Origin of the sequence: Brevundimonas sp. (assembly GCF_030656255.1) — a bacterium.
In the GTDB taxonomy this organism is placed as follows: domain Bacteria; phylum Pseudomonadota; class Alphaproteobacteria; order Caulobacterales; family Caulobacteraceae; genus Brevundimonas.
The window spans coordinates 1-14,698 of record NZ_JAUSOE010000047.1; the positions used below are offsets into that span (position 1 = coordinate 1).

Annotated in this window: 10 protein-coding genes; 4 read left to right on the forward strand and 6 right to left on the reverse strand. The window is 69.0% G+C overall.

The annotated features are described in order from the left end of the window. Together Q7J26_RS05025 and Q7J26_RS05030 are read right to left on the reverse strand one after the other, a co-directional pair. Nucleotides 1–3,030 (reverse strand): glutamate synthase central domain-containing protein (locus Q7J26_RS05025; RefSeq protein WP_304935404.1); only part of this gene is annotated, 3,030 nt, incomplete at its 3' end. After that, nucleotides 3,027–4,454: an NAD(P)-dependent oxidoreductase gene (locus tag Q7J26_RS05030; protein WP_304935405.1), complete on the reverse strand. Its 1,428-nt coding sequence runs from the start codon at nt 4,452–4,454 to the stop codon at nt 3,027–3,029. The genes Q7J26_RS05025 and Q7J26_RS05030, both read right to left, overlap by 4 nt. 224 nt (nt 4,455–4,678) lie before the next feature. Here Q7J26_RS05030 and Q7J26_RS05035 point away from each other — a divergent pair, with 224 nt between their 5' ends. Continuing rightward, nucleotides 4,679–7,108, forward strand: coding sequence for a membrane-bound PQQ-dependent dehydrogenase, glucose/quinate/shikimate family (locus Q7J26_RS05035; protein ID WP_304935406.1), 2,430 nt, complete (start codon nt 4,679–4,681; stop codon nt 7,106–7,108). Nucleotides 7,109–7,115: 7 nt separating this feature from the next. Here Q7J26_RS05035 and Q7J26_RS05040 read toward each other — a convergent pair whose 3' ends face one another. From Q7J26_RS05040 to proB, 4 genes are read right to left on the reverse strand one after another with little or no spacing between them, the layout of a single operon-like run. Beyond that, nucleotides 7,116–7,451, reverse strand: a complete 336-nt coding sequence (locus Q7J26_RS05040; RefSeq protein WP_304935407.1) for a type II toxin-antitoxin system PemK/MazF family toxin — start codon at nt 7,449–7,451, stop codon at nt 7,116–7,118. Beyond that, entirely contained in the window at nt 7,438–7,653 is a 216-nt protein-coding gene (locus Q7J26_RS05045) for an AbrB/MazE/SpoVT family DNA-binding domain-containing protein (protein WP_304935408.1), read from the reverse strand. Before Q7J26_RS05045 ends, Q7J26_RS05040 begins: the two co-directional genes overlap by 14 nt. 36 nt (nt 7,654–7,689) lie before the next feature. Beyond that, nucleotides 7,690–8,952, reverse strand: coding sequence for a glutamate-5-semialdehyde dehydrogenase (locus tag Q7J26_RS05050; RefSeq protein WP_304935409.1), 1,263 nt, complete (start codon nt 8,950–8,952; stop codon nt 7,690–7,692). Beyond that, nucleotides 8,949–10,118, reverse strand: a complete 1,170-nt coding sequence (gene proB, locus Q7J26_RS05055) for a glutamate 5-kinase (protein WP_304935410.1) — start codon at nt 10,116–10,118, stop codon at nt 8,949–8,951. Before proB ends, Q7J26_RS05050 begins: the two co-directional genes overlap by 4 nt. 64 nt (nt 10,119–10,182) lie before the next feature. Between proB and Q7J26_RS05060 the strand changes: the two genes are divergently transcribed. The 3 genes from Q7J26_RS05060 to carA all read left to right on the forward strand — a co-directional run bounded on the left by Q7J26_RS05060 (nt 10,183) and on the right by carA (nt 14,697). Then, nucleotides 10,183–10,965 carry a ZIP family metal transporter gene (locus Q7J26_RS05060; protein ID WP_304935411.1) on the forward strand — a complete coding sequence of 261 codons (783 nt, stop codon included), beginning with the start codon at nt 10,183–10,185 and terminating at the stop codon, nt 10,963–10,965. A gap of 251 nt (nt 10,966–11,216) precedes the next feature. Then, a complete protein-coding gene (locus tag Q7J26_RS05065) occupies nt 11,217–13,436 on the forward strand; it encodes a glycoside hydrolase family 3 N-terminal domain-containing protein (protein ID WP_304935412.1) in 2,220 nt (739 codons plus the stop codon). A 100-nt stretch (nt 13,437–13,536) separates the two neighbouring features. Continuing rightward, nucleotides 13,537–14,697 (forward strand): glutamine-hydrolyzing carbamoyl-phosphate synthase small subunit, encoded by a 1,161-nt coding sequence (gene carA, locus Q7J26_RS05070; protein WP_304935413.1) that lies wholly within the window; start codon nt 13,537–13,539, stop codon nt 14,695–14,697. Nucleotide 14,698: the final 1 nt, after the last annotated feature.

Below are 14,698 nucleotides of genomic sequence, written 5' to 3' on the forward strand. Positions count from 1 at the left end.
GTGCGGCGGCGGGCTGATCAGGGTGGTGCCGGGCACGGCGTGGCGCATCCGCGCGATGAACTCGGTCACCTTGAATCCGGGCAGTTGCCCGCCCTCGCCGGGCTTGGCGCCCTGGGCCACCATGATCTCGATCTCGCGGCACTGGTTCAGATATTCGGCCGTGACGCCGAACCGGCCCGAGGCCACCTGCTTCACCGCCGAATTGGCGTCGTCGCCGTTGGCGCGCGGGTGATAGCGTTCCGGGTCCTCGCCGCCCTCGCCCGAGACCGAGCGGGCGCCGATGCGGTTCATGGCGATGTTCAGCGTCTCGTGCGCCTCGGGGCCAAGCGCGCCCAGGGACATGGCCTGGGTCAGGAAGCGGCGGCGGATGTCCGACACGCTCTCGACCTGATCGACCGGGATGGCGACGCCTTCGCGGAAGTCCAGCAGGTCGCGCAGGCTCAGGTCCGGCTGGTTGCGGACGGCTTCCGAGAACTGCTTGAAGCGGCGATAGTCGCCCCGGTTGCAGGCGTCCTGCAGCAGGTGGATGGTCTTGGCCTCGTGGGCGTGGGCCTCGCCGCCCGAACGGATCTTGAAGAAGCCGCCGATGGCAGGCGAGGGCTGGGCCTCGCCCCAGGCGACCTTGTGCCGCTTCATCGCCGCCTGCTCCAGACCGGCCAGACCGATGCCGGAAATGCGCGACGGGGCGCCGGGGAAGAATTCGGCCGTCAGGGCGCGCGACAGGCCCAGCACCTCGAATTCGCAGCCGCCGCGATAGGCGGAGATGACGCTGATCCCCTTGCGCGCCAGGGTCTTCAGCAGACCGGCCTCGATGCCCTTCTTGTAGTTCAGACAGGCGTCGCGCAGCGTCAGGCCAGGATACAGGCCCCGGTCCAGACGCTCCTGGAACAGGTCCTGGGCCAGCCAGGCGTTGACGGTGGTGGCGCCCACCCCGACCAGGACCGCGAACCCGTGCGGATCCAGGGTCTCGGCGGTGCGGACCACGATGGAACAGTAGGAGCGCAGACCCGCCTGGGTCAGGCGACCGTGAACCCCGGCGGTGGCCAGGATCATCGGCGCGGCCAGACGCGCCGCCGACCCTTGCTGGTCCGTCAGCACGATCAGGGCCGCGCCGTCGCGGGCGGCGGCCTCGGCCTCGTCCATGATCCGGTCCAGGGCGGCGCGCAGGCCGGCGCCCGACTTGTAGGCCTTGGGGGCCTCGTCCGAGGGAAGGTCATAGCTGCAGTCGATGACCACGGTCGAACCGGCCCCGACCGTCTCGACCATCCGCTCATACATGCCGTTGGTCAGGACGGGGCTGTCCAGCACGAAGACGTCGGTCTGGGCCGCCTCCTGGGCCAGGATATTGCCCAGGTTCTTGAACCGGGTCTTCAGGCTCATCGCCCCCGCTTCACGCAGCGGGTCGATCGGCGGGTTGGTCACCTGGCTGAAGTTCTGGCGGAAATAGTGCGACAGCGGGCGCGGCAGGGCCGACAGCACCGCCGGCGGGGCGTCGTCGCCCATGGAGCCCACAGCCTCTTTGCCGTCGCGCACCAGGGCGTCCAGCAGCAGGTCCAGATCTTCGCGGCTGTAGCCGGCGGCGATCTGGCGTCGCGTCAGGTCCTCGCCCGAGGTCGAGCGGGGCTCCGGTCCGGGGCCGATGATCGGCTCCAGATCCACCATATTGTCCAGCCACTCGGTATAGGGGTGGGCGGCGGACAGGGCGTCGATGGCCTCGTGCTCGTCGTACAGACGGCCGTGCTTCATATCGACGGCGATCAGCTTGCCGGGGCCGATGTGCAGGCGGCGCTTCACCCGGCTCTCGGGAATCGGCACCAGACCGGCTTCCGATCCGGCCATCAACAGACCGTCGACCGTCTCGACCGCGCGCAGGGGGCGCAGGCCGTTGCGGTCCTTGCCCGCCACGATCCAGCGACCGTCGGCGGCGCAGATCGCGGCCGGGCCGTCCCAGGGCTCCATGACCGCGTTGCAATAGGCGTAGAAGGCCCGGTGTTCGGGCGGCATGACCACGTCGTCCTTGGCCCAGGCCTCGGGGATCAGCAGGGCCTTGGCCATGGGGGCGGGACGACCGGCGTGGACCAGCACCTCCATGACATTGTCCAGGGCCGCCGAGTCCGACCCGCCCGGCTGGACCACCGGCTTCACCTCGCGGTCACGGTCGCCGAAGGCCTGGGCGGCCATGCGGATCTCGTGCGACTTCATCCAGTTCAGATTGCCCTTCAGCGTGTTGATCTCGCCGTTGTGGGCCATCATGCGGAAGGGCTGGGCCAGCTTCCATTCGGGGAAGGTGTTGGTCGAATAGCGCTGGTGGAAGACGGCGTAGGCCGAGACGAAGCGTGGATCTTCCAGGTCGGGATACAGGTTGCCCAGCAGTTCGGCCCGCACCATGCCCTTGTAGGCGATGGAGCGCGCGGACAGGGTGCAGATATAGACGGCGGCCAGGTTCTCGGTCTTGACCGTCTTTTCGATGCGGCGGCGGCAGAGATACAGCTCGCGCTCCAGCGCCTCGCCGTCCAGCGGCTGACCGGCGTCGTCCAGCGGCGGGGCCAGCATGATCTGTTCGATCTCGGGCCGGGTCGCCCCGGCCTTGGTCCCCACGACCGACAGGTCGATGGGGGTCTGACGCCAGCCATAGATCCAGAAGCCGGCGCGCAGGGCCTCGGTCTCGACGATGGCGCGGGCGCGGTCCTGGGCGCCCAGATCGGTGCGCGGCAGGAAGACCTGGCCGACGCAGATCGGGCCGGGACGCAGGGATTGGCCGATGGAGGCCACTTGGTCGGCGAAGAAGCCCTGGGGCAATTCGGCCATGATGCCGGCCCCGTCGCCCGATAGGCCGTCCGGATCGACCGCGCCCCGGTGGGCCACGGCCTTCAGGCTGCGGATCGCATATTCGACCACGTCGCGGCGCGGCGTGCCGTCGATGGAACAGACCAAGCCCACGCCGCAGGCGTCGCGCTCGGAGGCGCGGTCATAGGCGTGGCCGGCTTCCAGGCGGTCGCGGGTCTCATTGTACTTGGTCAGCCAGGTCATGCCGCGACCTCCTCGGTGCGGGTCTTGAAGTAACGGTCGATCTCGGCGGCGGCGTCCTGGCCTTCGCGCACGGCCCAGACGACCAGGGAGGCGCCGCGCACCGCGTCGCCGGCGGCGAACACGCCGGGCAGGCTGGTGGCGAAGCTGACGGAACCGACCCGGATGGTGCCGTCGTCGCGCAGGCGCAGATCGGGCTCATGCGCCGCGAACGGCTCGGGCGAAAAGCCCAGGGCCTCGATGACGATATCGGCCGGGATGTCGAAGTCGGCGCCGGGCACGGGCACGATGTCGCGCCGCTCGCCGGGGGCCGCCTCGGTCAGTTGCATCCGCGCGGCGCGCACGCCGGTGACGCGGTCGCCTTGCGACAGCAGGGCCTTGGGCGCGCCCAGCCATTCGAAGACGACGCCTTCCTCCTCGGCGTTGACCACTTCACGGGCCGAGCCGGGCATGTTCTCGCGGTCGCGGCGATACAGGCAGGTGACGGAGGCCGCGCCCTGGCGGACGGCGGTGCGGACGCAGTCCATGGCGGTGTCGCCGCCGCCGATCACCACCACTCGCTTGCCGCGCGCCTCGTGCCAGCCGTCTTCCTCGGCGTCGCCCAGGTCGCGCCGGTTCTGATGCGTCAGATAGGACAGGGCCGCGACCGTCGAATCCGGGCCCCGGCCCGGCGCCGACAGGATACGCGGCTGATAGACCCCCATGGCCAGCAGGACCACGTCATGGCGCTGGCGCAGTTCGCTCAGGGTCACGTCCTTGCCGATCTCGCAGCCCAGCACGAACTGGACCCCGCCCTCAGCCAGGCGGTCCACGCGCCGCTGGACGACGTGTTTCTCCAGCTTGAAGCCGGGGATGCCGTAGATCAGCAGGCCGCCGGCCCGGTCGTGGCGGTCATAGACCGTGACCTGATAGCCTTCGCTGCGCAGACGGTCGGCGGCGGCCATGCCGGCTGGCCCGGCGCCGACGATCCCGACGGTCTCGCCGCGTTCTGCCGCCGGACGGATCGGTTCGACCCAGCCCTTTTCCCAGGCCTGATCGCCCAGCCAGGCCTCGACCGAGCCGATGGTCACGGCGTCCCAGCCGGACTGGTTCAGGGTGCAGGCGCCCTCGCACAGCCGGTCCTGCGGGCAGATGCGACCGCAGATTTCGGGCATGGTCGAGGTCAGGGACGACACCCGCCAGGCCTCGCGCGCCTCGTTCTCGGCCGACAGCCGCAGCCAGTCGGGAATGTTGTTCTGAAGCGGACAGGCGTTCTGGCAGAACGGCACGCCGCAGTCGGTGCAGCGCGACGCCTGTTTCTCGGCCGTCTCGGTCGAGGGCGGAATCGTGATCTCGCCGAACCCGCGTGCGCGCAGTTCGGCTGTGGCCTTCGAGAGGCGGCGTGGTTCGACGACGAAAGTCCCGCCTTGCTTCAGGGTCTTGTGCATGCCGCGCTTATGCCGCGAATGGTCCGGTCTAGGCAAATATTATTGCTGAGACCCGGTCGCAGCCGCTCAAGTTGCAATAAACATCCTGATACTGCCAAATGCGAGACAGCAAAGTGCGCTATCGGCGAGGTTGGGGAAACAGGTTTCAAGCGTTCCAATCTCTGCCGGAACCTCCCCGGCTCGTGGTCGTTGGCTTCCCATTCTAATTTCTCAAGGGAACCGCCATGCCGCGATGGACCACGCCGAGCGGATGGGGTGGGTGGCTGACCCTCCTCCTGGGCCTGTTGATTCTTCTGATCGGCGGCATTCTCGCCGTCGGCGGCGTTCAGCTGCTGAGCCTGGGCGGTTCCTGGTATTATCTGGTCGTGGGCCTGATGCTGATCGTCGCCGGCGCCCTGCTGGTGTTGCGGGATGTCAGGGGCGCGTGGGTCTATGGCGCCGCCTTCCTTTTCACCCTCGTGTGGGCCTTGTGGGAAACGGGTCTGGACGGCTGGGCCCTGGTGCCCCGGCTGGTCGGCCCTCTGGTCTTGATGGCCCTGGTTCTGGCGACTCTGCCGGTGCTGAAGCCGCGCGGCGGCAAGCGGTTGGCCGGGGGCGGCGCCCTGGGGCTGGCGGTTCTGACCGTCGTGTTCGGGTTTGCAGTCGCCCAGGCCAACCAGGCCCGGATCGAGAACCGGCTGCCGGGCGCACGCGGCGCCTATAATGATCCGGCCCTGCTGAAAACCGGCGCCGACTGGCCCGCCTGGGGCGGCACCGACAGCGCCCAGCGCTATTCCCCGCTGACCCAGATCAACAAGGACAATGTCGGTCGGCTCGAACGCGCCTGGACCTTCCGCACCGGCGATCTGCCGGAAGAGCGTTGGGGCGCCGAGACCACGCCGTTGAAGATCGGGAACACCGTCTATCTCTGTTCCGCGCGCAACAAGCTGTTCGCACTGGACGCCGCGACCGGTCAGCAGAAATGGGCCTATGATCCGCAGGTCGCGGACGAGAACATCCCCTATACGGCCGCCTGCCGGGGCGTGACCTATCATGTGCGCGCCGACGCCCAACCGGCCCAGCCCTGCGCGACCAAGATCATCGAAGGCACGCTGGACGGCCGTATCATCGCCGTCGACGCCCAGACCGGCCGGCCTTGCCCGGCCTTCGGTCAGAACGGCGCCGTGGACATCAAGCGCGGCATGGGCGACCCCTATCCCGGCATGGTGTCGATCACCTCGCCGCCGGTCATCGTGCGGGGCGTGATCGTCACCGGGCATCAGGTGCTGGACGGCCAGAAACGATGGAACGCCTCAGGCGTGATCCAGGGCTTCGACGTCGAAACCGGCGAACTCCGCTTCGCCTGGGACATGATGCGTCCGGACCGCACTGGCCTGCCGCCCGAGGGCGAAACCTATACGCCGGGCACGCCCAATATGTGGACCACGGCCACGGGGGACGAGGCCCTGGGCCTGGTCTATCTGCCGATGGGCAATTCGTCGGCCGACTACTGGTCCAGCTCGCGCCGCCCGCAGGAGAATGAATACTCCACCGCCCTGGTCGCGCTCGACGTGACGACGGGCAAGCCGCGTTGGCATTTCCAGACGGTCCACAAGGACGTCTGGGACTTCGACCTGGGCTCTCAGGCGACCTTGATCGACTATCCCACGGGCGGCGGCGTCGTGCCGGCCCTGCTGCTGCCCACCAAACAGGGCGACATGTATGTGTTCAACCGCGCCACGGGCCAGTTGCTGCACGGGATCGAGGAACGCCCGGTCCCGACCACGGGCGGCACCGAACAGGGCCAGCGCGCGCCGACCCAGCCGTTCTCGCTGTTCGCCACCCTGCGTAAGCCGAACCTCGAAGAGCGCGACATGTGGGGCATGTCCCCCATTGATCAGATGATGTGCCGCATCAACTTCAAGAAGGCGAACTACCAGGGCTACTACACCCCGCCCTCGACCAATCACTACATCAACTATCCGGGCTACAATGGCGGTTCGGACTGGGGCGGCGTGGCCGTCGATCCGGTGCGGGGCGTGATCATCGCCAACTACAATGATATGCCCAACTACAACCGGCTGGTGCCGCGCGAAGAGGCGAACGAGGCGGGCTGGTTCCCCCGAGACGACCCGCGCTACATCGAGCAGCAGAAGCAGCTGGCCCTGCGCGGCGGCAGCCTGTCCAAGGGCGAGGGCGCCGGCGACCCGCAGATCGGCGTGCCCTACGCCATCGACGTCAACGCCGGCTGGCGCGTGAAGTGGACGGGCCTGCTGTGCAAGGAGCCTCCGTACGGCGGCATCACGGCCATCGACATGCGCTCGGGCCAGACCCTGTGGGACCGGCCGTTCGGCACGGCGCGCAAGAACGGGCCGTGGGGCATCCCCTCGCACCTGCCGCTGGAGATCGGCACGCCGAACAACGGCGGATCGGTGGTTACGGCCGGCGGTCTGATCTTCATCGCCGCCGCCACCGACGACCTGATCCGGGCCATCGACATCGAGACGGGCGAGACGGTCTGGTCCGACGTCCTGCCGGCCGGCGGCCAGGCCAATCCGATGATCTATGAGCAGAGCGGCCGCCAGTATCTGGTGATCATGGCGGGCGGCCACCACTTCATGGAGACGCCGCGGGGCGACTACGTCATCGCTTACGCTTTGCCGCAACGGGGCTAGTCAGGCCTCAAAGGCTGGCGCCGATGATGTCCATCGTGCGCGCCAGCCGCTCTTGGTCGATGCGGCCAAGGCGGGTGGCCACGGCCACGTCGATGGCGGCGATCTTGGCGGGTCGGACGACGGACGGCGCGGGCAGCCCGGCGTCGGCATAACTGTCGCCGAACGACACATCGTCAGCCCACGGCCTGTTGTCGGCGCTGGTGATCATGACGACCCACAACAGCCTGTCTCCATCACCCAGCGGGCCGTCGGAGACGACCAGGGCAGGGCGATGCTGGCGGGTGCTGCGGTCGGTGTAGGGGAAGGGGACGCGGACGACGTCGCCGCGCTCAAAGTCCGGCATAAGCCTTGCGATCCGCGTCGCTGTCCCATTCGTCGAACGCTGCGAACGGATCTTCAGCCGGCGCCTTGCGAGCCTTGCGCAGGATTACCCGGTCGCCGTCCAGATCGTATTGCAGTTCATCGCCGTCCTGCAGGCTCAGCGCGGCGCGCACGGCCTGGGGGATGGTCGTCTGGGCCTTGGATGTCAGGCGGCTCTTGATCATGCAATGAAGGTAAGGAGTTTCCTTACCGACGGCAAGTCAGGGTCTGATCTGGCCCTGGCCGCGCACCACGTATTTGTAGGTGGTCAGCTGTTCCGCCCCCACCGGGCCCCGCGCATGCAGGCGGGCGGTGGATATGCCGATCTCGCCGCCAAAGCCGAACTCGCCGCCGTCGGCGAACTGGGTCGAGGCGTTGATCAGGACGATGGCGCTGTCCACCCGCGCCGCAAACCGTTCGGCGGCGTCGGCGTCGGTGGTGATGATCGCCTCGGTGTGGCCCGAGCCGTAGCGGGCGATATGGTCGGTCGCGCCGTCCAGGTCATCGACGATCCGCACGGCCAGGATGGGCGCCAGATATTCGGTGGTCCAGTCGGCGTCCGTGGCCGGGATCATGGCGGGGACCAGGGCCACAGCCTCGGCGTCGCCGCGCAGTTCGCATCCGGCGGCGATCAGGTCGGCGGCGACGGCCGGCAGCAGGCGTTCCGCCCCCGCCCGATCCACCAGCAGGGTCTCGGTGGCGCCGCAGACCGACACCCGCCGCATCTTGGCGTTCACCACCACGGCCCGCGCGACCTCCAGATCGGCGGCTTCGTGCAGATAGGTGTGGTTCAGCCCCTCCAGATGGCTGAGCACCGCCACCCTGGCCTCGGCCTGGACGCGGGCGACCAGGCTCTTGCCCCCGCGCGGAATGATGACGTCGATGGCGCCGTCCAGCCCGGTCAGCATCAACCCCACCGCCGCGCGGTCGGGCGTGTCCACCAGTTGCACCGCATCGCCGGGCAGGCCGGCTTCGTCCAGAGCTTCCGCGATCAGGCCTGCGATGGCCAGCGACGAGTGCAGACAATCCGAGCCGCAGCGCAGAATGGCCGCATTGCCCGAACGGATGCACAGGGCGGCGGCGTCGGCGGTGACATTGGGCCGGCTCTCATAGATGACGCCCAGCACGCCGATGGGGGTGCGGACCCGGGCGATGTCCAGGCCGTTGGCAGGCGTCCAGCGTTCGGTCTCGACGCCCAGGGGGTCGGCCACGGCGGCGATGGTCGCCACGGCCTGGGCCATGCCGGCGACGCGGGCGGGCGTCAGCGCCAGCCGGTCGATCAGGGCCTCGGTCATGCCGTTGGTGCGGGCGGCCTCCACGTCCTGGGCGTTGGCGGCCAGGATCTCTGCCTCGGCCGCCGTCAGTTTTTGCGCCAGCACCTCGAGCGCGCGGGTGCGGGCGGCGGCCGGCGCGTCACGCAGGGCGGCGGCGGCGGCGCGGGCGCGCTGGCCTAGGTCGAGCATTCGGGTCTCAAGATCGGTCATCGGTCGTCCAGAACCATGTCGTCACGGTGGATCAGAACCGAGGCGCCGCGATAGCCGAGGATGGCCTCGATCTCGTCGCTGCGGCGGCCCCGGATGCGGGCGGCCTCGTCGGCGGCGTAGGCGGCCAGGCCCACGCCGACGGCCCGGCCCTCGGCGTCGGTCAGGCGCACGCAGTCGCCCTTTTCGAAATCTCCGTTTACGGCCGTCACCCCGGCGGGCAGCAGGCTCTTGCCCGCCTTCAGCGCCGTGACGGCGCCTCCGTCCAGCGTCAGGGCTCCGGCCGGCGACAGGCTGCCGGCGATCCACTGCTTGTAGGCGGCCATGGGGCCGTCAGGGGCGGTGATCAGGGTGGCGCGCGCGCCGCCGCGGATGGCGCTCAGCGGCGACAGGGTCTGGCCCGAGGCGATGATGGTGGCGCATCCGGCCGAGCGGGCGATCTGGGCCGCCGCCAGCTTGGTCGCCATGCCGCCGGTGCCGACCCCCGCCTGGGTGTTGGCGCCCCCGCCCATGGCCAGGATATCGGGGCTCAAGGTCTCGATCAGGGGCAGGTGGGCGGCGGTCGGGTCTCGGCGCGGATCGGCGGTATAGAGGCCGTCCACGTCCGACAGCAGGATCAGCAGATCGGCCCGCGCCAACTGGGCCGTTCGCGCCGCCAGCCGGTCGTTGTCGCCATAGCGGATCTCTTCCGTCGCGACGGTGTCGTTCTCGTTGACGACGGGAATGACCCCGTGCCCCAGCAGGGCCTCGACCGTGGCGCGGGCGTTCAGCCAGCGGCGGCGCCGTTCGGTGTCGTCGCGCGTCAGCAGCACCTGGCCGACCACCAGGTCGTGGGGCGCCAGGGCTTCGGACCAAGCGGCCATCAGTAACGACTGCCCGACCGACGCAGCCGCCTGCTTGTCTTCCAATCGCGCGCCTAGCTTGGGCAGCCGCCCCCGACCCAGGGCGATGGAGCCGGACGAGACCACGATGACCTCACGCCCCTCGGCCTTCAGCGCGGCCAGATCCGACGCCACGGCCGCCAGCCAGTCGCGCGTCGGCCGCCGCGTCTCGGCGTCGATCAGCAGCGAGGATCCGATCTTGACCACGACGCGCCGCGCCGCCCTCAGGGCCGACGCGGCGTCGGCGGCGGAGTCTGGGCGCGGGGGGAGGGCGGCGGCCTGGGACATGAAGGTTTCTCTAACGCGACTGTTCGGGCTTGTCTCTTGCCGTATCCGCCGCCACAGCAGGCGAATGATGGAATCCCTTTCCCCGATCGCCGCCGGCGCCCTGGGCAGTCTGGCGGCGGGCATGATGACGGCGGTGGGCGCGGCGCCCATGCTGTTCGTCAAACGGCCGGGACAACAGACCCAGAGCGTGCTGCTGGGCTTCGCCGCCGGGGTCATGCTGGCGGCGTCGTTCTTTTCGCTGATCATTCCGGGCGTCGATGTGCTTCAGGCCGGGGGCGCGTCCCAGGCCTGGGCGGCGGGGACCATGGCGGCGGCGGTGCTGATCGGGGCGACGGCCATCGGGCTGATGAACCGGTTCGCGCCGGTGGACATGCTGGCCATCGGCCCGGCCCAGTCGAAACATCTGGCGCGGCGCATCTGGCTGTTCATCATCGCCATCACCCTGCACAACTTCCCCGAAGGCTCGGCCGTCGGCGTCAGTTTCGGTGGCGGCGACATGCAACAGGGCCTGGCCACCGCCCTGGGCATCGGCATCCAGAACATGCCTGAAGGCCTGGCCGTCTCGGCCGCCATGGCGTCGCTGGGCTATGGCCGCGGGGCCGCCTTCCTGGGCGCGCTGGCCTCCGGGCTGGTCGAGCCTGTCGGCGGTCTGATCGGAGCCGGGGTGGTGGGGATGCTGCCCGGCGCCCTGCCGTGGGGCCTGGGCCTGGCGGCCGGCGCCATGATCTATGTCGTCACCGCCGAGATCATTCCCCAGACCCGCGAACAGTCCAAGGGCGACGGCTCGATGATCGGTCTGATGATCGGCCTGGTGGGCATGATGTTCCTGGACATCGCCCTGGGTTGAGGGCCGGCCGGTCGGCGGCGGCGGTTCAGTTACATCATTTACATCCGGCCCGGGTCTGGACGGGGACGTGCGCCAGAGGTTAGGCCACATGCCTCCCCGGCCTGATCCGTCCGATCTCGCCGAACGATCTTCCGCCCGACCTTCCGAAGGAGCGCCCCATGAAGACGCGACCTGTAAAACCTTCGGCTTCCCGTCGAAACTTCTTGTCTGGCCTCGGGCTACTCGCCCTGATGGGCGCCGGAGTCTTCCCCATGCCTGCTACCGCCGAAACCGCCCGCGCCGTTCAGCGTCACCGCCAGCGGATCGAAGATCTGATCGCGGCCATGACCGTGGAGGAGAAGGCGGGCCAGCTGAACCTGCTGGCTGACCCGTTCCGCTGGATGCCCACGGCGGTCAATCCGCTGGACGGCACGGGGGACCCCGCGCGCGTCACCGCCATGATCCGCGAAGGCAAGGTCGGCAGCCTGTTCAACGGCATCGGCGCCGAGACCGGCCGCCGCATCCAGCAGGTGGCGATGGAGGAAAGCCGGCTGAAGATCCCGCTGCTGTTCGCGGCTGACGTGATCCACGGCCTGTCCACCATCTTCCCCGTGCCCCTGGCCGAGGCTGCGGCCTTCGACACCCAGCTGGCCTATCGCACCGCCCGCGCCGCCGCCGTCGAGACGGCCGCCTCGGCCGTGCACCAGACCTACGCCCCCATGGTGGACGTGGCCCGCGACCAACGCTGGGGCCGCAATGTCGAAGGCGCCGGCGAGGACGTGCTGCTGAACAACCTGCTGGCCGCCGCTCGGGTGCGCGGCTTCCAGGGCGACAAGGGACTGGACGACCGCGACGCCGTCCTGGCCACCGCCAAACACATGGCCGCCTATTCGGGCGCCATCGGCGGGGTCGAGTACAACACCACCGACATGAGCGAACAGACGCTGCGCGGGGTCTATCTGCCGCCGTTCAAGGCCTCGGTGGACGCCGGCGCCCTGTCGATCATGAGCGCCTTCAACGACGTCAACGGCGTGCCCGCCTCGGGCAGCCGCAAACTGCTGACCGACATCCTGCGCGGCGAATGGGGCTTCGAGGGCTTCGTCGTCTCCGACTACACCTCCGAACAGGAACTGGTGGCCCACGGCTTCGCCGAGGACGGCCGCGACGCGGCTCGCATCGCCTTCAACGCCGGGGTGGATGTGTCCATGGTGTCGGGCCTCTATCTCGAACACCTGCCCAGCCTGGTGGCGAGCGGCGAAGTGTCGATGGCCCGGCTGGACGAGGCGGTGCGCCGCCTCTTGACCACCAAGGCGGCCCTGGGCCTGTTCGACGATCCCTATCGCGGCACGGACCCCGTGCGTGAAAAGGCCGTGGTCGGATCGCGCGACCATATCGCCCTGTCGCGCGAGGCGGGCCGCAAGTCGGTGGTTCTGCTGAAGAACGACAACCAGCTTCTGCCGCTGAACAAAAGCCAGAAGATCGCCCTGGTCGGCCCGTTCGCCGACGACGTGGACAATGTCTGGGGACCGTGGACCATCTGGGGCGCGCCCGAGCGTCGCGTCTCGCTGGAGGCCGGTTTCCGCGCCGCCATGACCGATCCGCAAGCCCTGACCGTCGCGCGCGGCTCGGGCATTGAGACCCCGCTAGACGGCGGCATCGACGAGGCCGTTCGCGCGGCCGCAAACGCTGACGTCATCGTCCTGGCCATCGGCGAGAGCCAGAAGATGTCGGGCGAGGCCCAGTCGCGCACCGAGATCGTCGTCCCGGCCCCGCAACAGGCCCTGGTCGACGCCATGGCCGCGCTGAACAAGCCCATGGTCATCCTGCTGCGCAATGGCCGGGCCCTGGCGCTGGAGGGCAATGTCAAGAACGCCCAGGCCATCGTCGTCACCTGGTTCCTGGGCGAGCAGATGGGCAACGCCGTCGCCGACGTCGTCTTCGGCGACCACGGTCCCTCGGCCCGCCTGCCGATCAGCTTCCCGCACAAATCGGGTCAGCAGCCCTATTCCTACGACCACAAGAACACCGGCCGTCCGGCCAACCCGGACATGCCGATCGAGGAATACAAGGCCCGCTATCGCGAGACGACCAATACGGCCCTGTATCCGTTCGGCTACGGCCTGACCTATGGCGACGTCGCCTATGGTCCCGTCGAGATGGCGAGCAATGAACTGGCCTGGGCCGGGACGCTGGAGGTGGCCGTGACCGTCACCAACCAGGGCGCCCATGTCGCCGAGGAACTGGTGCAGCTCTATATCCACGACCGGGTCGCCAGCCTGACCCAGCCGGGGCGGCTGCTGAAGGACTTCAAGCGGGTGACGCTGCGACCGGGCCAGAGCGAGACGGTGCGTTTCACGCTGAACGCCCGCCAGCTGGGCTTCATCGGCGAGGACAACACCTATCGGATCGAGCCCGGCCTGTTCGATCTGTGGCTGGCCCCCCATGCCCAGGGCGGTTCGGCGGCCCAGTTCCGTCTGGTCGGCCCGGCTTAGGATGCGGATGGTCGTTGACCCGGCGCACGGCAGGGCTTAACGACCCCGCCGTTTGTCTTCCGCCTCCATATGGGCGGGATTCGTGTGTAGGAGCGCGCCCATGACGACCAAGCTACTTCCGGGCGCCACTGGCGTCCTCGCGCTCGCCGACGGCACGATCCTGCTGGTGATCGGCGTCGGCGCGGTCGGCTCGGCCCTGGGCGAGGTGGTCTTCAACACCGCCATGACCGGCTATCAGGAAATCCTGACCGACCCGTCCTATATGAGCCAGATCCTGGCCTTCACCTTCCCGCACGTCGGCAACACCGGCACGAACGTCGAAGACATCGAACAGATGGGCGGCGGTTCGGACACCTCGGCGCGGGGCGCCATCTTCCGCGACGTGCCGACCGATCCGGCCAACTATCGCTCGGATGCGAGCTTCGACGACTGGATGAAGCGGCGCGGCGTCGTCGGCCTGGCCGGCGTGGACACCCGCGCCCTGACCAAGATCATCCGCGACAAGGGCGCCCCCCACGCGGTCATCGCCCATAATCCGGACGGCCAGTTCGACCTGGACGCCCTGGTGGCGCAGGCCGGCGCCTGGACCGGCCTGGTCGGCCTGGACCTGGCCAAGCCCGCCTCGACGCTTCAGGCGTTTGAATGGGACGAGGGCCTGTGGGAATGGCCGGAAGGCCACCCCAAGACCCAGGGCCGCAAGGCCGTGGTCGTCATCGACTATGGGGTGAAGCGCAACATCCTGCGCGCCCTGGCCTCGACCGGCGCCAGGATCACCGTGGTCCCGGCCACGACGACGGCGGAAGAGGTTCTGGCCCGCAATCCCGATGGCGTCGTTCTGTCGAACGGTCCAGGCGATCCGGCCGCGACCGGCGAATACGCCGTGCCTGAGATCCAGAAACTGGTCGCCAGCGGCAAGCCCCTGATGGGCATCTGCCTGGGTCACCAGATGCTGGCCCTGGCCCTGGGCGCCAAGACGGTGAAGATGGAACAGGGCCACCACGGCGCCAACCATCCGGTCAAGGACCTGACCACCGGCAAGGTCGAGATCGTGTCGATGAACCACGGCTTCACCGTGGATCGCGACAGCCTGCCGGACGCCGTCACCGAAACCCACGTCAGCCTGTTCGACGGCACCAACTGCGGCATAGCGGTCAAGGACAAGCCGATCTTCAGCGTCCAGCACCACCCCGAGGCCTCGCCCGGGCCGGCCGACAGCCTGTATCTGTTTGACCGGTTCGCCGACCTGATGGGCCCGCGCTGAC